The organism is Tundrisphaera lichenicola, assembly GCF_051175385.1.
In the GTDB taxonomy this organism is placed as follows: domain Bacteria; phylum Planctomycetota; class Planctomycetia; order Isosphaerales; family Isosphaeraceae; genus Tundrisphaera; species Tundrisphaera lichenicola.
The window spans coordinates 2,969,874-2,994,933 of sequence record NZ_CP195106.1 but is presented as its reverse complement, the minus strand read 5'-3'; the positions used below and the strand labels follow the sequence as shown (position 1 = coordinate 2,994,933).

General features: G+C 65.5%; 23 protein-coding genes. 11 read left to right on the top strand and 12 right to left on the bottom strand.

Features of this window, described 5'->3' with window-relative positions; translation table 11 throughout:
• Positions 1-100: 100 nt before the first annotated feature.
• The 3 genes from P12x_RS11820 (at position 101) to P12x_RS11810 (ending at position 3,447) form a co-directional block, all read left to right on the top strand.
• Positions 101-1,489, top strand: coding sequence for a glycosyltransferase family 87 protein (locus P12x_RS11820; protein ID WP_435011071.1), 1,389 nt, complete (start codon positions 101-103; stop codon positions 1,487-1,489).
• Positions 1,490-1,632: 143 nt separating this feature from the next.
• A complete protein-coding gene (locus tag P12x_RS11815; RefSeq protein ID WP_435011070.1) occupies positions 1,633-3,060 on the top strand; it encodes a DUF1501 domain-containing protein in 1,428 nt (475 codons plus the stop codon).
• Between the two features lie 99 nt (positions 3,061-3,159).
• Positions 3,160-3,447, top strand: a complete 288-nt coding sequence (locus P12x_RS11810; protein WP_435011069.1) for a hypothetical protein — start codon at positions 3,160-3,162, stop codon at positions 3,445-3,447.
• Between the two features lie 8 nt (positions 3,448-3,455).
• Here the strand turns inward: P12x_RS11810 and P12x_RS11805 are convergent, their stop codons facing one another.
• Complete coding sequence (locus tag P12x_RS11805) at positions 3,456-4,685, bottom strand: alpha/beta hydrolase (RefSeq protein ID WP_435011068.1); 1,230 nt, start codon at positions 4,683-4,685, stop codon at positions 3,456-3,458.
• A gap of 117 nt (positions 4,686-4,802) precedes the next feature.
• On the opposite strand from P12x_RS11805, the gene cyaB reads away from it, so the two are divergent.
• The 3 genes from cyaB to P12x_RS11790 all read left to right on the top strand — a co-directional run bounded on the left by cyaB (position 4,803) and on the right by P12x_RS11790 (position 6,677).
• Entirely contained in the window at positions 4,803-5,390 is a 588-nt protein-coding gene (cyaB, locus tag P12x_RS11800; protein ID WP_435011067.1) for a class IV adenylate cyclase, read from the top strand.
• A gap of 119 nt (positions 5,391-5,509) precedes the next feature.
• The gene (locus tag P12x_RS11795; protein WP_435011066.1) at positions 5,510-6,430 is read left to right on the top strand and encodes an Ig-like domain-containing protein; all 921 of its coding nucleotides are present in this window, start codon (positions 5,510-5,512) and stop codon (positions 6,428-6,430) included.
• Positions 6,431-6,533: 103 nt separating this feature from the next.
• The gene (locus tag P12x_RS11790) at positions 6,534-6,677 is read left to right on the top strand and encodes a hypothetical protein (protein WP_435011065.1); all 144 of its coding nucleotides are present in this window, start codon (positions 6,534-6,536) and stop codon (positions 6,675-6,677) included.
• Between the two features lie 408 nt (positions 6,678-7,085).
• Here P12x_RS11790 and P12x_RS11785 read toward each other — a convergent pair whose 3' ends face one another.
• Positions 7,086-8,777, bottom strand: coding sequence for an RNA polymerase sigma factor (locus tag P12x_RS11785; protein ID WP_435011064.1), 1,692 nt, complete (start codon positions 8,775-8,777; stop codon positions 7,086-7,088).
• Positions 8,778-8,934: 157 nt separating this feature from the next.
• Between P12x_RS11785 and P12x_RS11780 the strand changes: the two genes are divergently transcribed.
• A complete protein-coding gene (locus P12x_RS11780; protein ID WP_435011063.1) occupies positions 8,935-9,288 on the top strand; it encodes a response regulator transcription factor in 354 nt (117 codons plus the stop codon).
• 32 nt (positions 9,289-9,320) lie between these two features.
• Here P12x_RS11780 and P12x_RS11775 read toward each other — a convergent pair whose 3' ends face one another.
• From P12x_RS11775 to ispF, 7 genes are all read right to left on the bottom strand, one after another.
• Positions 9,321-11,306 carry an ATP-dependent DNA helicase gene (locus P12x_RS11775; RefSeq protein ID WP_435011062.1) on the bottom strand — a complete coding sequence of 662 codons (1,986 nt, stop codon included), beginning with the start codon at positions 11,304-11,306 and terminating at the stop codon, positions 9,321-9,323.
• A gap of 16 nt (positions 11,307-11,322) precedes the next feature.
• Positions 11,323-11,697: a hypothetical protein gene (locus P12x_RS11770; protein WP_435011061.1), complete on the bottom strand. Its 375-nt coding sequence runs from the start codon at positions 11,695-11,697 to the stop codon at positions 11,323-11,325.
• A gap of 42 nt (positions 11,698-11,739) precedes the next feature.
• Positions 11,740-12,003, bottom strand: a complete 264-nt coding sequence (locus P12x_RS11765; RefSeq protein ID WP_435011060.1) for a hypothetical protein — start codon at positions 12,001-12,003, stop codon at positions 11,740-11,742.
• Between the two features lie 2 nt (positions 12,004-12,005).
• On the bottom strand, positions 12,006-13,034 hold the full coding sequence (gene thiS / locus P12x_RS11760) for a sulfur carrier protein ThiS (RefSeq protein ID WP_435011059.1): 1,029 nt from the start codon (positions 13,032-13,034) through the stop codon (positions 12,006-12,008).
• A 187-nt stretch (positions 13,035-13,221) separates the two neighbouring features.
• Positions 13,222-13,779: a crossover junction endodeoxyribonuclease RuvC gene (ruvC, locus tag P12x_RS11755; RefSeq protein WP_435011058.1), complete on the bottom strand. Its 558-nt coding sequence runs from the start codon at positions 13,777-13,779 to the stop codon at positions 13,222-13,224.
• A gap of 255 nt (positions 13,780-14,034) precedes the next feature.
• On the bottom strand, positions 14,035-15,516 hold the full coding sequence (cysS, locus tag P12x_RS11750; RefSeq protein WP_435011057.1) for a cysteine--tRNA ligase: 1,482 nt from the start codon (positions 15,514-15,516) through the stop codon (positions 14,035-14,037).
• A gap of 91 nt (positions 15,517-15,607) precedes the next feature.
• Positions 15,608-16,090, bottom strand: coding sequence for a 2-C-methyl-D-erythritol 2,4-cyclodiphosphate synthase (gene ispF / locus P12x_RS11745; protein ID WP_435011056.1), 483 nt, complete (start codon positions 16,088-16,090; stop codon positions 15,608-15,610).
• A 200-nt stretch (positions 16,091-16,290) separates the two neighbouring features.
• Here ispF and P12x_RS11740 point away from each other — a divergent pair, with 200 nt between their 5' ends.
• Positions 16,291-18,162, top strand: a complete 1,872-nt coding sequence (locus P12x_RS11740) for a chloride channel protein (protein ID WP_435011055.1) — start codon at positions 16,291-16,293, stop codon at positions 18,160-18,162.
• 7 nt (positions 18,163-18,169) lie between these two features.
• On the opposite strand, the gene P12x_RS11735 is transcribed toward P12x_RS11740, so the two are convergent.
• Entirely contained in the window at positions 18,170-19,552 is a 1,383-nt protein-coding gene (locus P12x_RS11735; RefSeq protein ID WP_435011054.1) for a hypothetical protein, read from the bottom strand.
• Between the two features lie 220 nt (positions 19,553-19,772).
• Between P12x_RS11735 and P12x_RS11730 the strand changes: the two genes are divergently transcribed.
• Entirely contained in the window at positions 19,773-20,039 is a 267-nt protein-coding gene (locus tag P12x_RS11730; protein ID WP_435011053.1) for a hypothetical protein, read from the top strand.
• A gap of 2 nt (positions 20,040-20,041) precedes the next feature.
• Complete coding sequence (locus tag P12x_RS11725) at positions 20,042-20,464, top strand: helix-turn-helix domain-containing protein (protein ID WP_435011052.1); 423 nt, start codon at positions 20,042-20,044, stop codon at positions 20,462-20,464.
• A 92-nt stretch (positions 20,465-20,556) separates the two neighbouring features.
• Here P12x_RS11725 and P12x_RS11720 read toward each other — a convergent pair whose 3' ends face one another.
• Complete coding sequence (locus tag P12x_RS11720) at positions 20,557-21,396, bottom strand: FRG domain-containing protein (RefSeq protein ID WP_435011051.1); 840 nt, start codon at positions 21,394-21,396, stop codon at positions 20,557-20,559.
• A gap of 200 nt (positions 21,397-21,596) precedes the next feature.
• Positions 21,597-22,742 carry a Gfo/Idh/MocA family protein gene (locus P12x_RS11715; protein ID WP_435011050.1) on the bottom strand — a complete coding sequence of 382 codons (1,146 nt, stop codon included), beginning with the start codon at positions 22,740-22,742 and terminating at the stop codon, positions 21,597-21,599.
• 609 nt (positions 22,743-23,351) lie between these two features.
• Between P12x_RS11715 and P12x_RS11710 the strand changes: the two genes are divergently transcribed.
• Positions 23,352-24,992, top strand: a complete 1,641-nt coding sequence (locus P12x_RS11710; RefSeq protein WP_435011049.1) for a CTP synthase — start codon at positions 23,352-23,354, stop codon at positions 24,990-24,992.
• The last annotated feature ends 68 nt before the right edge of the window (positions 24,993-25,060 follow it).

Genomic DNA, 25,060 nt, shown 5'->3' with positions numbered 1-25,060 from the left:
CTGGCGATATTTCACGATAAATCCTCCCATCGAAGGATCGATGGGCGATGAAGCCTGGCGACCGATCGAGGTCGGTCATTCATGGAAGAGGTGTGGAGTGATGGCCTGGTTTCGCTCCCGGACACGCTTCGAACGAATCGTCCTGATCGCCTGCCTGGTCGCGATCCCCGCCGAACTGGCGGTCAAGTCGTTCCGGCATTCGACCACCTACGGCGACTTCAACGTCCATCGTGAGTTCGGCCGGCGCTTCCTGGCCCGAGAGCCGCTCTACATCAATTATGAAAAGCCCGATCGGGTTTTTTGCTATAACTACATGCCGATCAGCGGGCTGTATTATGCCCCGCTGGCCCTCGTCCCGCCGGGGGTCGCGAGCCTCTTCCGAACATCCGCGGCGCTTCTCTGCCTGGTCTTGACGTTCCGGTGGCTCGAATCCATGATCCGGCCTCGGGCCCGGCCGGGCTCCTGGCGAGGGGTTGGCTTCGGGGCGGCTGCCGTCCTACTGACCCTCCAGTACGTCGTCCGCGACCTCGACGACGGCGGCCCGCACTTGATCTTGCTGGCCTTGATCGTCGGCTCGTTTCAGCTGATCCGTCGGGGCCGCGAGGCCTTCGGGGCCGCCGGGATCGGGCTGGCGATCGCCTTGAAGATGACCCCCGGCCTCTTCCTTCCTTATTTCGCCTGGAAGCGGAAGTGGCGACTGGCCGGGCTCTCGATGGCCTGGACGGCGGCCTGGATCGTCCTGCCCGCGATCTGGATGGGGCCTTCCGGCTGGTGGGACCACCAGCAGCAATGGAACCGGGTCGCACTGAACGTCTTCTCGGATCGGACCGATTCCGTCCGCCGGGATAACGAGGCCCGCGTCCAGAATCAGGCGCTCAAGCCGGCCATCCTCCGCTACCTCGTGGCCTATCCACCGGGACACCCGCTCAAGGTCGACCATCCGGCCGACCGGGCGTTCCTGAATCTCGATCCCTCCACGGCGAATCGACTGGCCTCGCTGGCGAGCCTGGGCCTCCTGGCCGGGGTCGCCTGGTGGTCGCGCCGGCCCGGTCGAGGAACCGACGACCCGATGCTCGCATCGGAGATGGCCGCCGTACTGATCCTGATCCCGCTCCTCTCGCCCGTCACCTGGCTCCAGCATCTGGTCTTCCTCCTCCCGGCGGCCTACCTGCTGGTGGTCGAGCATCGGGCCATCCATCGCCTGGGATCGATGGCCCTGGCGACGGTCGGACTGTTCGCGGTTTTGGCGAATGTCCTGAGTCGAGATCTGGTTGGCCGAGGGAACTCGCTGCTCCTGCTCAGCCTCCACATTCACACGCTGGCCATGCTCCTGTTGCTCGGCCTCTTGATGGCAAGACGTCCCACCGTCGTCCCGGCCCTGACCGGCTCGACGGATCTCCGGGTCGAAGGCCCAGGCCCACCCCCGCTCGCTCACCTCCCGGGCGACGCTCGACGACAACCGGCCCCTGTGCCTCGAATCCCGGCGTGAGACCCTGCCGGATTGCAGGGCGTCCCGGATTTCGCTAGCCTCTGTTGAACAAAAGATGTTCAGGCAGGCGGGTGGAGGCGAACGATCGCGGGCCGAGGCAGCATGGCCCACCCTCGGACACCACCATCCGGGAGGGCTCCGCGATGTGGCTCGATCCGCTCCTGGGTCCGGGAAATCCGATCACGAGGCGGGGCGTCCTCCGATCGGGCCTGATGTCGGCGATGGGGCTTGACCTCCTCGGCCTGATCCGGGCGAAGGCCGAGGCCGCGCCGCTCCCGAGGGCCCGGGGCGGCTCGCTCCCCCCGATCCGATCGTGCATCGCGATCTTCTACTACGGGGGTCCTAGCCAGCTGGAGACCTTCGACCCCAAGCCGGAGGCCCCCGCCGAGGTCCGCGGCGAATTCGGCTCGATCGCCACCAGCGTGCCGGGCGTCCGGGTCTCGGAACACCTGCCGATGACGGCCCGGATCATGCACAAGGTGGCCCTGATCCGGAGCATGCATCACGGGAACCGGCTCCACGACCCGGCCTCGATCCAGACCTTCACCGGCCGGCTCCCGCCGCAGGGCGACTTCGAACTCTTCAGCGCGGTGCCCCAGCAGTTCCCGAGTTGGGGGGGGACCGTCAGCTACATGCTCCGCGACCGGAACCTGCCGGTCGCGCATGCCTCGCTGCCGTTCGCCTTCCACAACGTCGTCCCGACCCCTTGCCAGGGGGGGGGATTCCTCGGCTCGGCCTACGACCCGTTCCAGGTCGAGGTCGACCCGGCGGCGAAGTCGTATCGGGCCGACCTGCTGGGCAGGCCCGACGGGCTGGGCGTCGACCGGCAGAAGTCGCGCCGGGAGTTGCTCCGGGCGATCGAGGATCGGGACGTCTCGCCCCACGCGAGTCGGATGCGAGAGCACTACGCCAAGGCCTACCGACTGCTCGACTCCGAGGTGATCGGGCGATCGCTCGACATCAGCCGGGAGGATCCGAAGTTGCTCGACCGCTACGGCTCGGCCGATAGCCCGTGGGCACCCGGCCCGACCACCGGGGCCGAGCACGGCTACGCCCGGAACATGCGAGGCCGCAACCTCCTCCTGGCCCGCAGACTCGTCGAGGCGGGAGTCCCGTTCGTGAACGTCCAGGACTTCAAGCAGCAGGGGCAGAACTGGGACACCCACGCCCAGAACTTCCAGCAGCATCGAGACACGCTGCTCCCGCCGATGGATCGGGGATTCTCGGCGTTGGTCGAGGACCTGGACGCGAGGGGGCTCCTGGAGAGTACCCTGGTCATCGGCCTGGGGGAATTCGGGCGGACCCCGAAGATCAACGCGACCGCCGGGCGGGACCACTGGCCCGACTGCTACAGCGTGGTCCTGGCCGGGGGCGGGGTCCGGGGCGGTGCGGTCCACGGGGCGAGCGATCGGTTCGCGGCCTACCCCGCGGTCGACCCGGTGACCCCGGCCGATCTCGCGGCCACGATCTTCTGGCGGTTCGGTCTCGACCCGGCCAGCGAGATGCGCGATGCCCAGGATCGTCCCTACAAGCTCGCCGACGGCGAGCCGATCACCACCCTCTTCGGATAGGAATTTCTTCACGTCGGCGGATTAGGGCCGCACTCTCGGGCCGCTCGTGATAAAATCCCGGCTCATCATCCGTCCCGGCTAATCCGCCAAGGGTGCATCATGTCATCTACCTACGTCGATTGCCCCGTCTGCGGTCACGAGAGCAAGGTGGAGGAAGAGAACCTCACCGTGCCGATCGAGTGCCCGAAGTGCAAGAAGTCGTTCACGGTCGACGTCGGCGAGAGCTACGGGGTCGACGATCTCCTGCCACCCCGCCCCTCGCGGGCCCCGTCCTCGCCCGGCCCGAGGTCGTCCGCCCCGGCGGAGCCCGACCCGGAGGATTCCGAGTCGGACGATCCGGATGCCCCGACGGGGAAGTCCTGGCTGGAGGCCTGGCCCAAGGATTGAGTCGACGATCATCGCCCCTCGGGCACGATCGCATGCGGGGCGCTGGAGACAACGCCCCGGCGATCCACCACGTTCAGGAACACGACCAGCGGACGGCCCGAGGGCAGGGGGGCCTCGACCGAGTCGCCCACGACCGAGGCGGGCGCGGTCTGCCAGAGTCGAGCCGGCCAGGGGCCTTCATCCGTCGTGTAGAGCAGCTCGGCCTTCTCGATGGGGACCTTGGCGACCAGCTTCGCGGTCGCCTTGCCTCCTTCGATCGCGGTCGAGCCGAGCTTGGGCAGGGGGTCGCCCCCCTTGAGGACCGAGTCGACGAACAGGCCGATCTCTCGAGGGGCCCAGCCTTGTTCGTGGCCGTGGGGCATCCGGAGGGTCACGCAAAGCCGGTCGGGGTTGTCCAGGGCCTCGAAGCCGGGGACCGCCAGGTACGATTTCTGGTAACTGTTCAAGGGATAGGCGAAGTCGTTGGTCCCGTTGACGAACAGGATCGGGCAGCGGACGCCCGGCAGGTAGGTCGAGGGGTCGAACGCCCTGACCCACCGATCCCGGCGATCGGCGGGCACGCCATCGAATCGCTCGGGCTTCCAGTAGCTTTCCTCGTGGAGGAAGCCGCAGCCGTAGACCGGGACGGCGACCTTGATCCGGTCGTCGACCCCCGCGATGATGCAGGTCAGGTAGCCGCCCCAGCTGATCCCGGTCACGCCGATCCGGCTCGGGTCGACCTCGGCTCGCGAGGCCAGGAGGGAGTGCCCTTTGAGGACGGCCGCGACGGCGTGGTAGGTCCACATCTGGTCGACGCTGTCGGAGGTGAAGTCGCGGAACTTGGTCGAGTCGTCCTGGTCGGGTCCGCCGTCGGGCAGGCGTTTCCGACCCGGGCCGTTCCCGGCCAGGTCCATCGCCAGGGCCACATAGCCCCGTTCGGCCCAGAGCTTCGCCCATTGTTCGAACGCCTGGCCGCCGCCCCCGTGAACCAGGAGCATCGCCGGGAACGGACCGTCGCCGGTCGAGGGCCGGGCATAGTAGCCGAAGACTCGCGTCGGCTTGCCGTCGAGCGGGGCACCCTCGTAGAAGACCTCGCGGACGGTCCCCGAGGCTTCGCCGAAAGTCTCCTTGGGGACGGCCTTCAGCCCTTCCAGGTTCCAGGGGCCGGTGAACGGTTTCGGGTTCTGGGCCCGGGTCGGGGCGGCCAGGGCGACGAAGGCCAGGATCAAGGCGAGGATGGTACGGGGCTGGCGTCTCATGATTCGGGGCTCGGGGTCGAGGGAGAGGATCGGACGGGGCTCGGGCCTGTCGCGAGGCCCCCGGCTGGGGTATACCCGACCCGGGGATGACCAGGCAAGGATCAGGAGGCCCGACCGATGGGGTTCGAGATCGAGATTAAGTTCCGGGTGGCCGATCACGACGACCTCCGCCGGAGGCTGGAGGCCCGAGGGGCCGAGCCCGAGGCGACCGTCGACCATGAGGATACCTATCTCGCGCACCCGTCCCGCGACTTCGCCGGCACCGGCGAGGCGTTCCGGATTCGCGGGGAGGGGATGCTGAACCGGATCACCTACAAGGGGCCGAAGCTGGGCGGACCGGCCAAGACTCGCGAGGAGATCGAGGTGGCCTTCGCCGAGGGGCTTGAGGCTCGCGGGGAACTGGGGCGGACGTTCGAGTTGCTGGGCTTCCGCCCGGTCGCGGTGGTCCGGAAGAGTCGGACCGAATATCACCTGGAGTCGAACGGGCGGGCGGTGGCGGTCTCACTCGACCTGGCCGAAGGGCTCGGGGCGTTCGCCGAGGTCGAGACCCTGGCCGGGTCCGAGGCCGAGTTGCCCAAGGCCCAGCGGGCGGTGGTCGAACTGGCCGAGGAACTCGGCTTGCGGGAGGTCGAGCCCCGGTCGTATCTCCGGATGCTCCTGGAGTCGCGGGGGCTGATCGGTCGGAATCCCCCTGGCCAGACTTGAGCGAATCCGGTAGAACGGCGGCTCACATCCGATCGAGTCGCAACCGTCGACCCGGGGTGGCCTCGGCCACCAAATCCCCCTGAATTCGCCGAATCACCAACCGCCGGGAGGCCCGCGCGATGGATCGCCACCGCCGCCGATTTGTTCCCTCGTCCGAAGGGCTGGAAGGCCGACAGCTCCTGAGCACGGCCTCCGCGCCCGCTCCCGAGGCCCCGGCCCCGGCCGCCTCCTTCAGCACGGTCACCCCCGAAGCCACGACTTCCGCCTCGACGATCGTCCAGGCGGACAAGACCCCGGGCGGGCAGACGATCGCCGCCAAGCTCCAGCGGATTCAAGGCTTGCCCCTCTTCCTCGCCAAGCTCAACAGCAGCGGCGAGGTCCCCCAGCCGACGCTCCAGAACATCCAGAACGACCTGACCCAGCTCGTGGGGCAGCTCCAGCCCGCCGACAAGTCGGCGGTCTCGACGTTCAATCTCGATCTCCGCAAGACTCAACCCTTCAAGACCATCCGGCCCCAGGATGCAAAAGCCCTGAATCGCGAGTTCGGGAGCGTGTTGACCTCGGCCGGGGCCAACCCGACGGTCGTGGCCGACCTCCAGAATCAGATGACCGACCTGACCAACTATGCCACGACCCAGCGAAATTCGAAGATCGTCGCGACCAACGACTACGCGATCGTCCTCCAGCTCGCGCTGAACACCGGCAAGCCGCTGACCTCCCCCACCGCTGCCCCGAGCCTGATCAGCGCCGATCACAAGGGGAACGCAGGCAAGATCCAGCTCACCAACAACCGGCAGCCCACCCTGACCGGGACTTATATCCCGGGGACCAACGTCCAGATCGTCGACGCCAGCGGCCAGACGGTCCTGGGGACTGGGACGGTGGACACCAAGACCAACAACTACCAGGTCAAGTTCGACGGCGAGCTGCCCGATGGGACCTACCGGGTCCGGGTCCGGGGCGAGGAGTCCGGCTTCGTCAGCGCCCCGAGTCGGGTGCTCACCTTCGAAGTCAGGACCCCGCCGACCAAGTCCAAATGAATCCGATTCCCGAGACTTTGACGGGTTCGGCTTGATTCTGGAGGGGAGGGACCGCACAATGGTCCCTTCCTCGAATGATCCGAAGGTGGAGTCGACGCCTGCCATGAAGACGAAGACCAAGAATCGCAAGACCTACAAGTGGAAGAAGAAGGCCGACAGCTCGCCGGTCGCCAAGGGCCGCCGCGTCAAGCGACACGGCGTCCGGAACCCCAGGAAGCATAAGCACCTCGGCGGTGCCGGACTCTGATTTGACCGGATGAGCCCAGGGCCATCCCTGCGACGATGGGTCGCCTTTGCGATGACCGCCCCGCTGCTGGTCGTCGATGCGGCCCTATTCTTACGCCCAGGCCTCATCAGGCCAGGGAATGGGCGATCTTGGTTCGCTGCGGACAAGCGGCCGAGCGGGAAGAGGCACGCCATCTTCGTCCACCACCGATGGCGAAGTCCGGGCCAGGTGGGGGCGACTCCGATATCAGTCTAGTAGGGCAGGGCGATCCCTGCCGGAAGCCTGATCTCGGCAGGGATCGCCCTGCCCTACAAAAAATGCCATAAGTCAGTGGGCACCCGGACCCGATTCCGATATCAACAAACCGATCGAGTCGGAAGGCTCGGGCCTTGCCGCTCGATCGGTCGAATGATCGGAATGGACGACGGATCAATTCGGGATTGTGGCGGTAGGTACGGGCCTGGCGTCGGGGCTCGGCGTCGGATTTGGAGCTACCTCGAAGGGATTCGACTCGGTATCCGGAATGACGGGAGGGGCATCCTCATTCGACGAGTCCGAAGATCGGCTATTTCGGGTCCTGGATTCGGTACGGGACGATCGCGCGTCGTCCGAAGATGCGGGCGGTGGGCCTAGCCTCCGCTCGATCTCGTTCAGCCGGGATTCCATCCGTTCCAGTTTCCCTTCCAGGGCCTCCAGCCTGCCGGAGTCGTCGCGAGTCGTCGCGAAACCGCGGACCGTCGCGACTCCCAGGTTTCTCGATGCGGGTCTCCCCTCGGTCACGTCGACCCCCCGGGCCGCCCTGGGTCTACTTACGCCGACTCGGACCTCATCCGGGACCGTTGCGAGATCGGAGCCTCGAACCGCCGTAACTCCCCGACTTCTCGTCGCGGGTCGTCCCTCGGTCTCGTCGATCCCTCTTACCGTCCTGGCTCGAATCTCGGTGACTCCAGCCGGAGGTAGGTCGGGCACGACTGCCGGGGCGGATGCAGCCGTCGTTGCGGCGGCGGCCGATTCGGTCGTTACCGTTTGAGGGGCCGATTTCTCCAGGACCTGGATCAGGCGATCGAGCTTCGCTTCGAGGCTATCGAGCCGGTCGGAGGAACTTGCCCTGGTGAGTGGGCTGATGTGACCGGGGTGGGGGATCGTTACGGTCGTGGGTTCCTGGTCGGGTTTGCTGGCCGGTTGTTGCCCGAGGACCCCGACGGTCGAACCGGCGAGCCCGCAGGCGATCAGCGCCGTCGCGGCGATCTTGGATTTGGTCAGGATCATGGTCCGGATCACTCCTTCCGTCAATCCGGCGACCGCCACCGGGATCGTCCCGGTCGTCGCCGCTCGCCCCGCCGCGAAGATGATCGCGGCGCGGGTGGTGGAGGCCATCAAGGTCGCGGGGACGGCCGACGAGGCCGCCTCCGCCGAGAAAAAGACGCCCAGGGCACCCAGGCTCGGGGCGAACCCCTTCCGGGTCAGGCGACCCCGGAGCCGCTCGCGAGCCCGGGCCAGTCGCCCCCGGATCGCGGGCTCGGTCGATCCCAGCTCGTCCGCGGCCTCGTCGTAGGACAGGCCCTCGACGCAGCAGAGGATCACCGGAATCCGGAGCGAGTCGGGAAGGCGGTCGATCTCCTCCACCAGCGCCCGGCCTAGTTCCGCCCGGTGCTCGTCGAAGGTCGGGGCCTCGGCCACCAACTCGCTGCCGGTCACTTCGCGGGCCCGACGCCTCGAACGATCGAGCCGGGCCCGGTTCGCCACCTTCCGGGCGACCCCGAACAGCCAGGGAGCCAGCCGGTCGCGATCGCGGATCGAGCCGGCCTTTCGGACCAGGATCAGGAAGGTCGCCTGAAAAGCGTCCTCGATGTCATGAGGGTCGGTGAGGATCCGCCGGCAGACGCCCAGGACCATCGGCCCGTGGCGGGCCACCAGGGCGGCGAAGGCCGGGCCATCGCGTCGGACGACGAACCGTTCCAGGAGCTGGACCTCGCCCAGGCCGGCGATGCTCCCTCCCTCGAAGAGCGACCCGATGTCCCGGATCGTCGAACCTGCCGCTCCCAGCTTCATCGTGTCGGCTCCTCCGGCGTCGTTCGCTTGCTCTTGATAGTGCGCATACTTGCTCACGCCTCGCGCCATTTTCCCGATTCGTCGCGAAGATTTTCGAAGAATTGGTGCTTCGGGGTCGAAACAGGCAATAGGATTCGCTCAACCTGAATTGCCTTGCGCGTCGGGCACAATAGTTGCATAAAGGCGTTTTGTCAGGACGTATCGTTCAGGAACGAGACGGGCGGCTATGATTCCACGAAGCCTTCTTGTGGTCGAAGACGACCCGACGACGCGCCGGGCTCTCCAGCGCTATTTTCAACTCAAGGGCTGGGAAGTCCGGGTGGCCTCTACGGTCGCCGAAGGACTCAAGCTCCTGGACCCGCCCCCGGACTGCGTGATCCTGGACCTGATGTTGCCCGATCAGGGGGGCGAAGTCGTCCTCCGGAAGATCCGCAAAGACCAGTTGCCGACTCGGGTGGCCGTCTGCACCGGGACGAGTAGCCAGGCTCGCCTCGACCACGTGGCCAAGCTCGGCCCCGACGCGCTCCTGATTAAACCGATTACCGTGGCCGACCTTTGCGTGGCCTGCGGGGTGAATTGACGGAAGGCTGAAGCGGGCGGTCGCCCGCATCGTCAGCGTTTTGGCACCGGAATCGCCAGGACCTCGACCACCCTGGGGCACTCGGGCAGGGATGCGAGGAAGGTCCGGCCGTACGGCTTGCTCAGGACCCGAGGGTCGAGGATCGCGACGATCCCGGTATCGTCGCGGGATCGGATCAGTCGGCCGAATCCCTGCTTGAGCTTGAGGACCGCCTCGGGAACCTGGTAGTCGACGAACGGGTTGCCGCCCCGCTTGCGGATCGCCTCCAGGCGAGCTTCCAGGAGCGGCCGGTCGGGGACGCTGAACGGGAGCCGGACGATGATCACGTTCGAGAGCGCCTCGCCGGGCACGTCCACGCCCTGCCAGAAGCTATCGGCCCCGAAGATCACGCTGTCGACGTCGGCCTTGAACGCCTCGACCATCTTCGATCGCGGCATCCCGTCGCTCTGGGCGAACAGGGCGATGTTCCGCTCGGCGAACCACGGCGCGAGCGTCCGAGCGGCGTTGTCCAGCATCTTGTATGACGTGAACAGGACGAACGCCTTGCCGTTGGTTTTTTCCAGGTAGTAGGGGATGGCCCGGATCGCGGCCTGCTCGAAGTCGCGAGGGCTTTCCGAGGGGTCGGGCAGGTTCCTGGGGATGTGGATGGCGACCTGCTTCGGGTAGTCGAACGGGCTCCCGAGCTGGAGCGACTCGCACTTGAGCAGCCCGACCCGCGACTTGGCGAACGTGAACCCCGGCGGCGAGCCGACCGAGAGCGTGGCCGAGGTCAGGATGCAGGTGGGAACTCGATCAAAAAGGTCGCGACGGAGCGTCGGCCCGACATCGAGCGGGGCACAGGCCAGGGTGATCCGCCGGCGAGAGGTCGACTCCTGGTCGATCCAGTAGACCGACTCGGGCACGTCCTGTTCGAGCCAGCTCGACAACGAGTTGGCCAGCCCTTCGCAGCGCTCGGCCGAGGCCATCAGCTCGATTCGCTGTTCTTCCTCCTCGATCGTTTCGGCCCCCTTGTCGATGGCCGAGGCGAGCTTGCGCAACTCCTCGCCCAGCACGTCGGGCAGCCCCGAAGGTGCCCGGAGCCGACCATTGGACGACCCCTCGCGAGCCTGCCAGTCGGCGACGGCCTCGAAGAACTCATCGGAGGCGTGGCGGGCCCGCTGCGACTGCATCACGGCGTCGTCGAGCCGGTGATAGGCCAGTAATCCCTTGCGGGTCCGGTCGTGGTAGAGCCGGTTCAGGGTAAAGTCGACCTGCCCGCTGGTCACGCGGAGCCCCAGGTGGTCGCCGGCCACGGCTTCCATCGTGTGGGCCTCGTCGAAGATGGCCACGTCGTATTCGGGGAGGAGGCTGGCCCCCGACCCTCGGAGGGCCAGGTCGGTCATCAAAAGGGCGTGGTTGACGATCAGGAGGTTGGCCGACTTCATCCGCTGGCGGGCCGCGAAGTAGAAGCAGGAACGGAACCTCGGGCACTTCTTGCCCAGGCAGTTCCCCGTCTCGCTGGCCACGGCATCCCAGACGCTCGGGGAAGGTCGGAAATCGAGGTCGGCCCGGCTCCCGTCCTCGGTCCGACCCGCCCAGAGCTTGAGCTTGGCGAGCTGGTCGAAATCATCGACCGACCCGAACGTCGCCCCCGCGCGAGCCCCGGCCGCTTCGAGCCGGCGGAGGCTCACGTAGTTCGACCGCCCCTTGACCAGGACCGCCGTGAACTCCTCGGGCATCACCGCCTGCAGGAGCGGGATGTCCTTATGGAGGAGCTGTTCCTGGAGGCTGATCGTGTGGGTCGAGACGACGACCTTCTTCCCCTCCTGGGCCGCCGCCAGGATCGCCGGGACCAGGTACGCGAAGCTCTTGCCGACACCCGTGCCCGCCTCGACCATCAGGTGCGAGCCATCTTCAATCGCGCGAGCGACCGCCCGGGCCATCATCAGTTGCTCGGGGCGTTCCTCATACTTCCCGCCCATTCGCCGGGCGATCGCGCCACCGGGTCCGAGGGTCGGGGCCGGGTCAAATTGCGGCATCCTGCCCCTCCCTGGGTCATGATTTCTTGGCCGTGCCCACAATGTATCCGACCAGGCCGCCGACGATTCCGGTTAGGGTGGAAGTCGCCCACGCTCGTCCTTCGACGTGGGAACCGGGCAGGGCGTTGAGGACGAGGCAGTAGATTCCGATCAAGCCGATGGCTGTCAAACCGACCCGCAGGATCAGGCGATCGCGTTTTTGCTCGTGATCCAGCTTGAGGGCATCTTGTTCCCGATGATGCAGGGCATCGGCCTCCATGATCTTGAGCCGCGATTCCATCTCCGCGCGAGTTTCCTTGGCGCGAAATTCTCCGGCGATCGAGACCGGATGGATGACCAGCGGAGGTTTCGTTGCGGCCCTATTCCTCGACGGCTTTTCGGAATCGGACATTCACCTCTCCCGGTCGCACACGGTCTATGCGCGTCGAAACCATCAAAAGCCGACAATCTCGCGCCCAAGCTCGTCATCCGGATCGAGAATGCCGATTCGCCGGCCCTCTCTGCGGGCATCCAGGGCGGTCCGATAAAGGGCGAGGGCCTTGCCGATCACGTCGAACTCGGTCCCTCCGGTCTCGGCGGCCAGACGAGCCAGGAGACTCCGGGTCTCGGAGGAGATTTCCAGGACCATCTCATACCCGGAATCCTCGGGCCGGTCGTCTTCAATGCGACCGGTGGCGGTCTCGGCGAGGGAGGCCATGATCAGGGACTCCTCTGGATATTGCCTTCGGTCGGGCTCGAAGCGGTGGCATACAGCTTCTTCGGGATTCGCCCGGCCCCGGCGGCGAGGCGTCCGGCCTCGACAGCTAGCCTCATGGCGTGGGCCATCCTCAGCGGATCTTTGGCCCCGGCGATCCCGGTGTTGAGGAGGACCCCGTCGCAGCCGAGTTCCATGGCGATGGCGACGTCGCTGGCGGTGCCGACCCCGGCGTCGATGATGACCGGGTAGTCGGGGTCATCCTGCTTCAGGTCTTCCATGATGATCCGGAGGTTGTTGGCGTTCAGGACCCCCTGGCCGCTGCCGATCGGGCTGCCGGCGGGCATCACGCTGGCGGCGCCGGCGGCCTTGAGGTGGCGGGCCATCACCGGGTCGTCGCTGGTGTAGCAGAGGACGTGGAACCCCTCGGCGACCAGGATCTTGGTGGCCTCCAGGGTCGCCACCGGGTCGGGCAGGAGGGTCCGGGTGTCGGCCAGGACTTCCAGCTTCACCCAGTCGGACCCCGGGTTGCCCAGGCCCGAGAGCAACTCTCGACCGAGCCGGGCGGTCCGCAAGGCGTCCTCGGCGTTGAAGCAACCGGCGGTGTTGGGCAGGATCGTATAGCGCTTGGGGTCGAGGAAATCGAGCAGGCTCCGCCCTTCGCGGTCGAACAGCCGCTCGCGGCGGACCGCGACGGTGACGACCTCGCAACCGCTGGCGTCGAGGCAGTCCCTCATCAGTTCCAGGGTCGTGTACTTGCCCGTGCCGACCAGGAGTCGGCTCCGGAACTGGTGAGGACCGATCGTCAGGAGCGGGGTGGCGTCGGCTTCGGGCGAGCCCCCTCCGACCAGGGTGACGACTTCCAGGACGTCGCCGGGGGTGATGGGCGACTCGGCGTGGCAGGCCCGGGGGACGAGGTCTCGGTTCCGCTCGACGGCCACGTGCTCGGGCTTCACGCCCAGGTGGGTCAGAAGCCCGGCCACGGTCAGGGGTTCGGGCACGTCGCGCCGTTCGCCGTTCAGCGTGATCGTCACGGGAGGTTCCGTCGGTTCGTGTTGCGCGAGGGTGGGAGGAAGCTCATGATTCGTCTTCGATCGCGTCCTTGACGCCTGTCCATCGTAGAGGTTCGGTTGCGCTCCGGTCAAGCGCACCCGCGAGTCCCGACGGCCAGTCTACCGGAAATCGCCGGGTGATGGGACGACCGCGAGCTTCCCCGAGGGATCATCCGCCGTTGAGCCCCCGGAGGTTCCGGGAGATCTGGAAGTGGCAGAGGGCCACGGCGCAGGCGTCGGCCACGTCATGCGGCTCGGGGAGCCGGTCGAGTCCCAGCTCGACCCGGATCGCGTGCTGCATCTGCTCCTTGGGGGCCTTGCCGCTGCCGGTCAGGGTCTTCTTGATCCGCGTTGCGGCATAACCGACCACCGGCACGCCCCGCTCGGCGGCGGCCAGGACGATCACCCCCCGGGCGTGGGCCATCAGGATCGCCGTCCGGGGGTGGTTGACGTGGCTGTGGACCTGCTCCAGGGCCAGGGCCGAGGGGGGGAAGGCGTCCAGGACTTCGAGGATCCCCTGGTGGATCACCAGGAGCCGCCCTTCCAGGGTCTTCTGCGAGGCCCCTCGGGGGCGGATCACCCCCGCCTCCACGACATAAGGCCCGCGCGAGGTGGGCTCGACCACCGCATACCCGGTCACGCCCAGGCCGGGGTCGATCCCGACCACGCGAAGGGGTGCCGGGTCGGGCTCGCCAGGGGCCCTCGGTTCTCGAGCCGTCGTCGCCATCGAGGGGCCCTCCGTGGACCTGGTTTAACTTGCTACTTGAGTGGGACTTCTGGCTCCCTCTCCCTTTGGGAGAGGGCCGGGGTGAGGGTCCCCCGCCCGACCCATGGCTTCCGTCACGAGTCATATGCGTGAATCACCCGCTTGAAGATGACCCTCACCCCGGCCCTCTCCCAAAGGGAGAGGGAGGAAGATCTCGTAGGACAGGGCTCGCCGTGCCGCCTCGCGGATCTTGGCGGAGAAAGCCTGGCCCTACGTTCAGTCGATCTTCCAGCTCGTCCCGTCCGGGCGATCTTCGAGGGTCACGCCCAGCTCGGCGAGCTTCTTACGAATCTCATCGGCAAGTCCGAAGTTTTTCTCCTTACGAACTCGTGTACGAAGAGACACGAGGAAGTCGAGCAGGGGACCGGTCAGCTTGTCCTGGGCGGGCTCGGCCCTGGCCCGGGGGACCCGGAAGAGGCCGAGGATCTGCGACAGCTCCTTGAGGATGACGATGCCGGCCCGGAAGACTTCGAGCGAATTCCGGTCGGAGCCCGGTTCGAGCTTTTGGGCGTCGGCGAATCGATTCAAGGCCCGGACCAGCTCGAACAACTCGCCGAGGGCCCCCCCGGTGTTGAAGTCGTCGTCCATCGCCTCCAGGAACCGATCGCGATGCTCCGAGAATTCGGCCAGGACCGGGACCTCGCCGGAGGCCGGGGCTTCCCGGTCGCGACGGGTCGGAGCTTGGAGCGCGTAGTAGCTCGTGTTCGTCAGGCGCTCGAAGCGATCGAACAGGCTATAGAAGGCTTGTAGGCTCTTCTCCAGTTCTTCGAGTCGTCCCGGTCCGTAGTCGATCGGCCTCCGGTAGTGGCTCGACAGGAAGAGGCATCGGAGGGTGTCGGGGTCGTGATCCCGGAGCAGGTCGCTCATCAGGATGACGGTGCCGGGGTCGGACTTGGAGATCTTCTTGCCGGCCTTGGTCAGCAGGCCGTTGTGGAGCCAGTAGGTGGCGAACGTCTTGCCGCTGAAGCATTCGGACTGGACGACCTCGTTCTCGTGGTGGGGGAAGACCAGGTCGAGGCCCCCTCCGTGGATGTCGAAGTGCTCGCCGAGGAGCTTCATGCTCATGGCCGAGCACTCGATGTGCCATCCGGGTCGGCCCGGCCCCCAGGGGCTTTCCCAGGCGGGCTCGCCGGGCTTCGATCCCTTCCAGAGGGCGAAGTCGCCGGGGTGCCGCTTGATCGCCGTCGGCTCGATCCGGGCCCCGGCCTGGAGGGCTTCGGGGTCTCGGTGGCTGAGCTTGCCGTACTCGGGGGCCTTGGTCACGTCGAAGTAGACGTCACCTTCGGAGGGGTAGGCGAACCCCTTGTCGATCAAGCCCTGGGTCATCGCCACGATCTCGGCGATGTGCTCGGTCGCCCTGGGCATGTGGTCGATCCCGTCGACACCCAGCGCCTTGAGGCAGGCCAGGTAGTCCTCGGTCACGCGCTCGGCCAGCTCCTTGACCGAGGTCCCGTCCTTCTGGGCCTGGATGATCAGCTTGTCGTCGACGTCGGTGATGTTGACGACCCAGGTCACGTCGAAGCCGAGGTAGACGAGGTATCGCTTGATCGTGTCGAAGATGACCGGCCCGACCATGTGGCCGACGTGGCTGTTCGAATAGACCGTCGGCCCGCAGACGTACATGCCCACCTTGCCGGGCTCGACGGTCCGGAACGGCTCTTTCGTCTGGGTTAGCGTGTTGTAGAGGCGGAGGGGCATGGGGAGGACTCGGGACTCGGGACTCTTGGGGACGTGGTGGGCCTCGCTGCGCTCGACACCACCCTACACCAACCGATCGGCCTCGGGCTCGCTAATCCTGGGATGCCGAGACGAGCAGGACGATGGCCTCGGAGGAGATCGACTCGCCCCGTCCGATCGGCCCGACGTGCTCGCCGGTCTTGGCCTTGATGTTGACCGCCGACGGGTCCAGGCCGAGCACCCGGGCGAGGTTGTCGCGCATGGCCGGCTTGTGGGGCGTGAGCTTGGGGGCCTGGGCGTGGATGATGACGTCGACGTTCCCGGGCTTCCAACCCGACGAGGCGACCATCCGGACCACGTCCCCCAGGAGCCGTTCCCCCTCGACCCCGGCCCATTTCGGGTCGGTGTCCGGGTAATGCTCGCCGATGTCGCCGAGTGCGGCGGCCCCCAGGAGGGCGTCGGCCACGGCGTGCATCACCACGTCGGCGTCGGAATGCCCGAAGAGGCCCCGGGAGTGGTCGATCCGGACCCCACCCAGGATCAGCGGCCGACCTTCGACCAGCCGGTGCGTGTCGTGCCCGATTCCCACCCGCATCGACCTTCCCTCGTCCCGATCCTCCGGCCGTCAAGAAGGGACCATCGTATCGAGGCCGGGCCGCGATTACCATGTCGGAACCCCTCGGCCGGTTGGTCTGCGGCTTCGAGTTGCGTATGATAGGCGGGACGTTTCGCGGCCGGCCTCGGTGCGGTGTCCGCGTGCTGGGCCCAGGAACGCGAACGCCGAGAGGGGACTGGATGGCCGGGTCGAACTCGTGGGACCACGTTGGACAGGTCTTGGGCCGCCTCTTGAGACAACTCGCCTCGCGATGGGCGACCCCCGGGGCGGGGCGAGTGGTGGTGGTCAGCCCGCTGGTCGGGGTCGTCTCGGGGCTGGGAGCGGTGGCCTTCCTGCTCGCCCTGGAGGCGATGACCCATCACGTCCTGAACGACCTCCTCGGGCTCCGACTGCCGCCGACCGGCGAGGGCTCGGCGCATCCGATCACCTACCCGACCCACTGGTGGCTGACGCTCCTGATCCCGACGATCGGCGGCCTGATCTCGGGCGTCCTGGTCTTCTCCCTCGCCCCCGAGGCCGAGGGGCACGGGACCGACTCGCTCATCAAGGCCTTCCACCGGGGGGCGGGGATGATCCGGGCCCGGGTCCCGCTGATCAAGGCGGTGGCGTCGGTCGTCACGATCGGCTCGGGCGGCTCGGCGGGGCAGGAGGGGCCGATCGCCCAGATCGGCGCGGGGTTCGGTTCGGTCCTGGCGCGGATCCTGAGGCTGACCTCGAGCGAACGTCGGCTCCTCATGCTCTCGGGCGCGGCCGGGGGGATCGGGGCGATCTTCCGGGCTCCGCTGGGCGGGGCCCTCTTCGCGGGCGAGGTCCTGTACTCGACCACCGCCACCGAGTCGGCCGCGCTTCTGCCCTGCCTGACCAGCTCGATCGTGGCTTACTCCGTCTTCGCGCTGTTCATCACCCCTCGACCGATCTTCGTGGTGCCGGACCTGAATTTCCACGGGGTCCGCGAGATCCCGATCTTCATCGTGCTGGCCGTGGTCTGCGCGGCGGTGGGCTGGCTCTATGTTCGGGTCTTCTACGGGATCCGCGACAAGATGTTCCGGCCGATGCCGATCCCCCGACACCTCAAGCCGGCGGTCGGCGGGTTCCTGGTCGGCCTGATGGCCCTGGTGTTCCCCGAGTTGATGGCCGGGGGCTACGGCTGGGTCCAGTGGGGTGCGATCGGGATGCCCCGCGACCTGGCGATGCCGGGAACTCCGATCTTCGAGCCGCAGATGGGCGTGGCCTTGCTGGTCGGCCTGGCGTTGCTGAAGATCCTGGCGACCGGCCTGACGATCAGCTCGGGCGGGAGCGGTGGTGTCTTCGGCCCCTCGATCTTCATCGGTGGGATGCTGGGCGGAGGGGTCGGCCAGTTGCTCCGCGCGATCCTGCCGGGAGGCGAGGTGATCGACCCCGCCGCGTTCGCCCTGGTGGGGATGGGCGGGTTCTTCGCCGGGGTCTCCAAGTGCCCGCTCGCCTCGATCGTGATGGTCTGCGAGATGACCGGGCACTACCGACTGCTGGTCCCCTTGATGCTGGTCTGCAGCCTGAACGTCGTCCTGTCTCGCCGATGGACGCTCTACGAAGAACAGGTCCCCAGCCCGATCGACAGCCCCGCGCACCAGGGAGACTTCGTGATCGACGTCCTGGAGCGGCTCCGGGTCGACCAGGTCCACGTCCGGACCGAGGGGCTGGAAACCGTCCCGATCTCGACCCCTTTCAACGAGCTGATCCGCCAGGTGGCCAACTCCACCGAGACGCTCTTCCCCGTCGTCGACGGCGAGGGGAAGCTCGACGGGATCATCGCCCTGCGCGATGTCCGGCTGGCCCTCCTGGGATCCGACGTCGGCCCGCTCGTCCTGGCCGACGACCTGGCCACCCGGCCCGTCATGACCGTGACCCCCAAGGACGACCTCCACACCGCGCTCCGTCGCCTGACCGAGCGGAACCTCGAAGAGATCCCCGTCGTCGACCCCGAAGATCCCACCCGCCTGATCGGGCTCCTGGGCCGGAAAGAACTGGTCGCGGCCTACATGACCGAGGTGGACGCGCTCCGGGCCAAATAGCGGAAGATTACGGGAGCTTCGATTCCTGAGAGATCCGCAAGGCGGCCTCCTCGCGATATTCGGGAGATTCGAGCATCACCGGGCCATTCGCCTCGATGATCCCGGACTTGAGCGAGTCGCCGGTCATCGAGTCGATCCACTCGTAGCGATAGTGGCCCGGCGAGAGCTTGAGTGAGAGCGTGGCCCTCGGCCCGCCGCCGACGTAGACTGCATACTCGCCCGGCCTCCCCAGGGCATAGGCCCGAGCCCCCTCGGGCAGCTTGCTCCCGGCGATCAAGGGCGGCATGGGGCTCATGTGGAGGAAGTCGAGCCCCGAGAAGAACCGCTTCAGGACCGAGAGCTGCGACCGGAACGCACGCCCCCCGCCCCCGGGCGTGGGGTCCTTCACCTCGGCCGAGCCGTCGGGGTGATCGACCGTGAACGAGTAGTCGAGGTTGTTGTAGAGGCTCCCGCCAGCCATGAGGAACTCCCAGGCCTCTCGCCGGTAGAATCGATCCCCGGTCCCCTGGAATCCCGTCTCGTCATCGCCGAGCGCCGCCTTCAGGCCGGAATTCATCGCGACCAGGTCGGGGGGGCTCGCATAGTGGAAGTTGAACAGCGAGACCGCCGGGTTGGGTTCCTCGACCCTCGCCTTCCCGTTGGCGATGTTCTGCGCGATCATGTGCTTGTGGGTGAGCGGCTTCTCCGCTTCGACGATCGTCTCGGCCACCTTCGCCTGCCAGTCCAGGGTCACCCCGCCGAAATAAGGCTCGTTGCAGATCTCGAAATAAACATTGTCGAACAGGTTCAACTCCGAGACCACCTTGCGGACGAAGGCCAGTTGGCGATCGAGCAGATCGGGATGCTTGAGGGTCAGGACCTCGGTGCTCTTGCATTCGCCGACCCCGTTGACGTTGTTCGACGCATTCATCGGGTTGGCGGCCCAGAGGTCTTCGCCATAGAGCGGGCAGAACAGTACATATTCGACCACGATCCCGCGCGAGCCGGCCTCGGTCACGAACTCCTTGAGTCGCCGGAAATACGACTCATCGAAGCGGTCGAGGTCGAACTTCTCGGGCTCCCCCGGCCCCTGGACCTGGAGCCAGGGGGAAGCCAGCCGTCCCCGCTTCGGGGCCAGCGTATTCGCCTGGATCTTGAAAGAGCCCGGGATTTCCCGATAAGTCCCCGAGAAGACCCGAGTGAGGTTGAACCCCCGATCCTTCAACTCATCCAGATAGGGGACCTTGTCGAAGTCGCGATTTAGGACCGCTCCGTAATGCTCGCCCGAGGTGATCAGGAACGTCGGAGCCCCCCGAAACACGAAGTACCGAGCATTCTCGGGATGGAGCCGGATCGGCCCACCATCGAAGCTTAGGGCCGCCAGGGCGATTGCCAGGGTGATTGAGGTCATCGGTATATCTCCGAGGGAGGGCGAGGTCCGGTCGTCCCCCGATTCTCAGGGATGCTGGTGCGCCGAGCAACCCGCCTCTGGTAGGGGGGTACAAGACACTTCCGGGAGGGATTCTCGGGGAACGAGCCGATCGAAGACTCTCAAGCTCTTGGAATCGACGACCGAATTATGTATTGTATCACAAGGCAGTGTGGGGACGGGTTCGCGAGGCCGTGAACGGATGCATGTCGATTTCTTCGACTGGGACGACGAGGATTTCGAGCAGGGCAATACTCGCCACATCCTCTCAGCCGGTTTCGACCCCGACGAAATCGAGGAAGCGATCCTGACTTACCGTGGACCCGTCGCTCGGACGCGTGAGACCGATCGTCCCATGATCCGGACCACGACCTCCGACGGAGAGGAGATCATCATCATTTTCGAGATCGAGGCCGACGATGACCTTGTGGTCGTCCGGCCGATTACCGCGTTTCCCCAGGAGGATTAACCATGCCTTCTCGACCGCGAAAAACGCTCGATCATCTCTCCCCCGAACGTCGGGCAAAGGTGGAGGCCATGATGGCCCGGAACCGGACCCCCGAGGTCCGAGAGCGGGAAATCCACGATCGGCAGGCTCTCGCGGAGGAGTTCCGCAAGACCGGTGACATCGCGACGGCCGGGGAGCCGGTCTCCGTCGAATCGCTCGTCCAGATCCGTCGATTCATCGCCAGCCTGAAAGCCTATCGGGAACAAGCCGGGGTCAGTCTGGCCACGCTCGCGGAACGCTCCGGGATCGATCAGCCCGCGCTGAGCCGCTTCGAAAATGGCCACGGCAATCCAACCCTCGCCACTTTGTCCCGATACATGGAGTCGTTGGGTGTCATGCCTCGCTTCGAGTTCTCCGAAGTGCCAGGGGCTCGGGAGGCTTCATGAGCAGGGGAGGGTTTTTGGACGAACGCTGAGCTGCTTCCTCGATGCCTCAAGCAGTCGTAGGGCAGGATGGCAACCGAATGCTTGCATCCAAATCAAACGATTCCAAATCCTGATTTTCCGAGCAGAAATAGCTCAGCCACGGATCGTCCCAAACCGTCAATGCCAGGGAATAAGGAATTCGCTGTAATATTCATGTTTTTTAGTTTTCGCAAATATTGAGCCTTCAGAGAAACCGGTACGACAAGTTTGCCAAACGAGATTTCTGGATTTAATTCTTCCTCAATTTGTTCGGCTGTGTCACTCATGTGTGAATTAAGGATACTTGAATGGTCGGCAAAAATGTTTGGAGAAATACTGAAAAGTCCTTGCTGTGCGCTCATTCGATCGTTTCTTAGGTGTTGTCCCATGAAATGGATTGTGCTGGGTGCATTTGGCTGAACAAGCATTGCGTCGAATAGTTGATTGGCAACTCCATCGATACCTGATATGTTTGGGTGTTTTTTGATCGTGGCAATGTTTGATTTTAGCGAATTCACTAGAAATATTGCTCCGTCTTCGTCGGGATAGCCAGAGACTGCAAAATACGCCGCTACGAAGATCGATGCTGTCCAATCCAATAGACGTGTTGGGGCGCCATAGTGTTGCATGATTGCCCACCAATCAAAATGATTTTTAGCACTCATAAATATTATTGGCGAAATGTGATAATGAGCTTCTGCGCGAAATTCATCCAATGCGGTTTTCTCGAGTTGGATTGCCTGGGCACTATCTATGACAAGTCGCTCTAAATGTCTCAATAGAGAAGGCTTAAGTTGCCATTTTGAACATGGTTGTCCACGAAACACGAAAGGAGGCCGAGTCGCAGATCCTATCTCAAGCAGATCTGCTATGTTTAGTAAATCATGCCAATCCTTCAGTTCAAATACTTCCATTTTCTCATCTCCAATTCGACGCTTCTCTACTAGCAAGGCTTTCTAAGGCTTTCTGCAGGTGGCCTTTTAGTTGACCGCGTAGGGAGTTTGTGTCGATTGCGGTGCTGCGAACGAATGTGTTGCCACGTTCCGACCTCCAGAAGAAGAAATTGAAAATCCCAACATTTGGCTTGGTCCAGCGAAGTAGCATTCGACTGCACTCACGTCCCGGACTGGATCTCATCCCAGCTAACCACCCGTCGCTCATCGACCGCCCTGCGGACCAGCAATCCAACCGCCGTGGCCTCGCGGGCTTCGGCGAGGGTGATGGGCGGAGTGGTTGGTCGATCGGACCGGATGGCTTCGAGGAAGTTTTGTAACGCCAATCGGGTGTCGGGCTGGGGGCCGGGGTGGAGGGTCTGGCGGGGGCGAGACTTGTCGCGGTAAGTGACCGAGCCGGTGGTCAGGTCGAGCCCTCCGGCCTCTCCGACGACCCTCTGGCCGACCCCGGTGAAGGCGTCGTCGGCGGGGGCGACCCAGCTATGGGTGAAGGCGACCCGGAAGCCGTCGGACCATTCGAGCTGGACGGCGTAGTCGTCGGTCACGTCGCGGTCGGGCTGGAGCCGGGCGAAGAGGTCTCTTCGACCGTGGCCGAACGCTCGAGCCGGGGGCGTCCCCTTGATCCAGCCGAAGACGTCCCAGATGTGGACGGCCTGCTCGATCATCCAGTCGCCCGATCGGGCCCGGCTGGCCAGCCAGTGGTCGTGGCCGTTCATCGGGCCGTTGCTGCTGATCCACTCGGCCGAGCCCGAGACTAACGACCCCAGGTCCCCCCGGCGGGCCAGGGCTACCCCCTCGCGGTATCGGGGGTTCGACCGTCGCTGATAGCCGACGTGGACGACCAACTCGGGCGACTTCGCGGCCTCGGCTTCGACCAAGTCGGACTCGGCCAGGGTGAGGGCCAGCGGCTTCTCGCCGTACAGGTGCTTGCCGGCGAGGATGGCGTCTCGATACGTCGAGGCGTGGAGGTCGCAGGGCAGGGCGACCACCAGGGCGTCGACGTCGGGCCTCTCCAAAATCTGCCCGATCTGATCGTTGGAGTCGGGCCGGGTTCCCTTGGCCTTCTCGACGATCCCGGAGGCCCGGGTCAGGTGCCGTTCCTCGGCGTCACAGAGGGCAACAACCTGCGCCCCTTCGAGTTCCAGCATGGTTCGGAGGAGCGTCGTCCCCCGGGTCCCGAGGCCGATCATCCCGACCCGGACCGGGGAGTTGCTGGTCGAACCATCGACCCGTCCCTGCGATAAGGCCCAGCCGGCGGCGGCCGAGCATCCCAGGAATCTCCGGCGATTCAGGCGGATCGGGGGCATGACTCAGCTCGCCTGGGGTCGATGCGGGCGGATCGAGAGAACTTCCTAATCGTACACCAGGATCCGGCCTCCCGGCAATCGGCCCGGAGGCCGGTCGGTGGGGTAGGGCACCCGTGGTCATCTGAACTCTCGCCTTCGTGGCCCGGGGAAGCTGGGATACTGTTCAATCTCCGGAAGTCCGATTGCCGCCTAATCCGGGAAGGTTCACGAAACGAGTGTGCTCGGACTCCGAACGATTTCGCGATCTTATTCGGGAAGGTCCTCGGGCCAAGTCGAGGCGATCCGAGTCCGGGCGATCGGCCCTGCGTCATAACGAAGCCATTCCTCAGGGCCGGATCGAACCCATTTTGAGGTCAGATCGAAGCCATCCTGATGGTTTTTGGCGAAACAAACCCATTTTTGGTCAGATCGAAGCCATCCTGGGTGGTTTTTGGCGGATCGAACCCATTTTGAGGTCAGATCGAAGCCATGTGCTCAGCGGAACGAACCCACCGGCCAGGTTGGCCCGGGTCGAGATCCGTGAAGCTAGAGGGCCGGTCATGACTTGCCGGGCGCGTTATACTAACTCGTTTGAGTTTGCGGGCGGGCGGGGAGGTCGAAGGGAATTTCATGGCCAAGCACATCTTTGTGACCGGCGGCGTGGTCAGCTCACTGGGAAAAGGTCTCACCTGCGCCTCGATCGGGATGCTCCTGGAACATCGGGGGCTCCGGGTCCGGCTCCAGAAGTTCGATCCTTATATCAATGTCGACCCCGGGACCATGAGCCCCTACCAGCATGGCGAGGTCTACGTCCTGGATGACGGCGGCGAGACCGACCTCGACCTCGGCCACTATGAGCGGTTCACCGACGCCCCCCTGACCCGCGACTGCAACTACACCACCGGCAAGATTTACCTCTCGGTCATCCAGAAGGAACGCGAGGGGAAGACCTACGAGGGGAAGACCGTCCAGGTGATCCCCCACGTCACCGACGAGATCAAGGCGGCGATCCTCCGGCTGGCGGGCGACGACGTCGACGTGGTCATCACAGAGATCGGCGGGACCGTGGGCGATATCGAGGGGCTCCCGTTCCTGGAGGCCATCCGCCAGTTCGCGCTGGATGTGGGCCGCGAGAACTGCCTCTACATCCACCTGACGCTGGTCCCTTACCTGAAGGCGGCGGCCGAGCTGAAGACCAAGCCGACCCAGCACTCGGTCGGGGCCCTCCGTCAGATCGGCATCCAGCCCGACATCCTGATCTGCCGGACCGAGCACCCGATCAGCCCCGAAGACCGCGAGAAGATCGCCCTGTTCTGCAACATCGAACGCAAGGCGGTGATCGAGGAGCGAGACCGCGAGTTCAGCATCTATGAAGTCCCCCTGAGCCTGGTCAACAACGGGCTGGATGAGTTGATCGTCAAGCGGTTGAGCCTGAAGGCCGGGCCTCTCGATATCACGGACTGGCGAGAGCTGGTCGACCGGATCATCCGGCCCGATACCGAGGTGACCATCGGCGTGGTCGGCAAGTACATGAAGCACCGGGATGCGTACAAGTCGGTCTACGAGTCGCTGGATCACGCCGGGATCGCCAACCGGGCCCGGGTGGTCGTCCGGCGGATCGAGGCCGAGGAACTGGACCAGCCCGGGGGGGCGGCCGCCGTCCTGGCGGGGGTCGACGGGCTGCTGGTCCCCGGCGGGTTCGGGATGCGCGGGATCGAAGGGAAGATCGAGGCCATCCGCTACGCCCGGACCAAGGGAATCCCCTTCTTCGGGATCTGCCTGGGGATGCAGTGTGCCACGATCGAGTTCGGCCGGAGCATCCTGGGCCTCGAAGACGCCAATAGTACCGAATTTAGCCAGACGACCCAGAATCCCGTGATTGCCCTCATGGCCGAGCAAGCCGCCATCCGCGAGCGAGGCGGCACGATGAGGCTCGGCTCCTGCCCGTGTGCCCTGGTCCCGGACTCGCTGGCCCGCGCGGCCTACGGGGCCGATCTGATCCACGAGCGGCACCGCCATCGTTACGAGTTCAACAATCAATATCGCCGACTCTTCGAGGAAAACGGCTTCGTGCCGACCGGCCTGAGCCCTGATGGGTCCCTGGTCGAGATCATCGAGCTGCCGACGACCGAACACCCCTGGTTCCTCGCGGTCCAGTTCCACCCCGAGTTCAAGTCGAAGCCGACCAAGGCCCATCCCCTCTTCCGAGAATTCGTCGCCGCCGCCTTGAGGAGACGCGAGGGATCGAGGCTGGAACTCGAAGCTCGTTGAGATCGGGGATCATCGAAGTCGCACGAAAGTGGGCGGGTGGATCGGGTCGGTCAGACCCTTCCCACCAT

Bases quoted from the DNA above. Each gene is read 5' to 3' on its own strand.
- P12x_RS11820 (WP_435011071.1), top strand. From the start codon at position 101: ATGGCCTGGTTTCGCTCCCGGACACGCTTCGAACGAATCGTCCTGATC.
- P12x_RS11815 (WP_435011070.1), top strand. From the start codon at position 1,633: ATGTGGCTCGATCCGCTCCTGGGTCCGGGAAATCCGATCACGAGGCGG.
- P12x_RS11810 (WP_435011069.1), top strand. From the start codon at position 3,160: ATGTCATCTACCTACGTCGATTGCCCCGTCTGCGGTCACGAGAGCAAG.
- P12x_RS11805 (WP_435011068.1), bottom strand. From the start codon at position 4,685: ATGAGACGCCAGCCCCGTACCATCCTCGCCTTGATCCTGGCCTTCGTC.
- cyaB (WP_435011067.1), top strand. From the start codon at position 4,803: ATGGGGTTCGAGATCGAGATTAAGTTCCGGGTGGCCGATCACGACGAC.
- P12x_RS11795 (WP_435011066.1), top strand. From the start codon at position 5,510: ATGGATCGCCACCGCCGCCGATTTGTTCCCTCGTCCGAAGGGCTGGAA.
- P12x_RS11790 (WP_435011065.1), top strand. From the start codon at position 6,534: ATGAAGACGAAGACCAAGAATCGCAAGACCTACAAGTGGAAGAAGAAG.
- P12x_RS11785 (WP_435011064.1), bottom strand. From the start codon at position 8,777: ATGGCGCGAGGCGTGAGCAAGTATGCGCACTATCAAGAGCAAGCGAAC.
- P12x_RS11780 (WP_435011063.1), top strand. From the start codon at position 8,935: ATGATTCCACGAAGCCTTCTTGTGGTCGAAGACGACCCGACGACGCGC.
- P12x_RS11775 (WP_435011062.1), bottom strand. From the start codon at position 11,306: ATGCCGCAATTTGACCCGGCCCCGACCCTCGGACCCGGTGGCGCGATC.
- P12x_RS11770 (WP_435011061.1), bottom strand. From the start codon at position 11,697: ATGTCCGATTCCGAAAAGCCGTCGAGGAATAGGGCCGCAACGAAACCT.
- P12x_RS11765 (WP_435011060.1), bottom strand. From the start codon at position 12,003: ATGGCCTCCCTCGCCGAGACCGCCACCGGTCGCATTGAAGACGACCGG.
- ruvC (WP_435011058.1), bottom strand. From the start codon at position 13,779: ATGGCGACGACGGCTCGAGAACCGAGGGCCCCTGGCGAGCCCGACCCG.
- cysS (WP_435011057.1), bottom strand. From the start codon at position 15,516: ATGCCCCTCCGCCTCTACAACACGCTAACCCAGACGAAAGAGCCGTTC.
- ispF (WP_435011056.1), bottom strand. From the start codon at position 16,090: ATGCGGGTGGGAATCGGGCACGACACGCACCGGCTGGTCGAAGGTCGG.
- P12x_RS11740 (WP_435011055.1), top strand. From the start codon at position 16,291: ATGGCCGGGTCGAACTCGTGGGACCACGTTGGACAGGTCTTGGGCCGC.
- P12x_RS11735 (WP_435011054.1), bottom strand. From the start codon at position 19,552: ATGACCTCAATCACCCTGGCAATCGCCCTGGCGGCCCTAAGCTTCGAT.
- P12x_RS11730 (WP_435011053.1), top strand. From the start codon at position 19,773: ATGCATGTCGATTTCTTCGACTGGGACGACGAGGATTTCGAGCAGGGC.
- P12x_RS11725 (WP_435011052.1), top strand. From the start codon at position 20,042: ATGCCTTCTCGACCGCGAAAAACGCTCGATCATCTCTCCCCCGAACGT.
- P12x_RS11720 (WP_435011051.1), bottom strand. From the start codon at position 21,396: ATGGAAGTATTTGAACTGAAGGATTGGCATGATTTACTAAACATAGCA.
- P12x_RS11715 (WP_435011050.1), bottom strand. From the start codon at position 22,742: ATGCCCCCGATCCGCCTGAATCGCCGGAGATTCCTGGGATGCTCGGCC.
- P12x_RS11710 (WP_435011049.1), top strand. From the start codon at position 23,352: ATGGCCAAGCACATCTTTGTGACCGGCGGCGTGGTCAGCTCACTGGGA.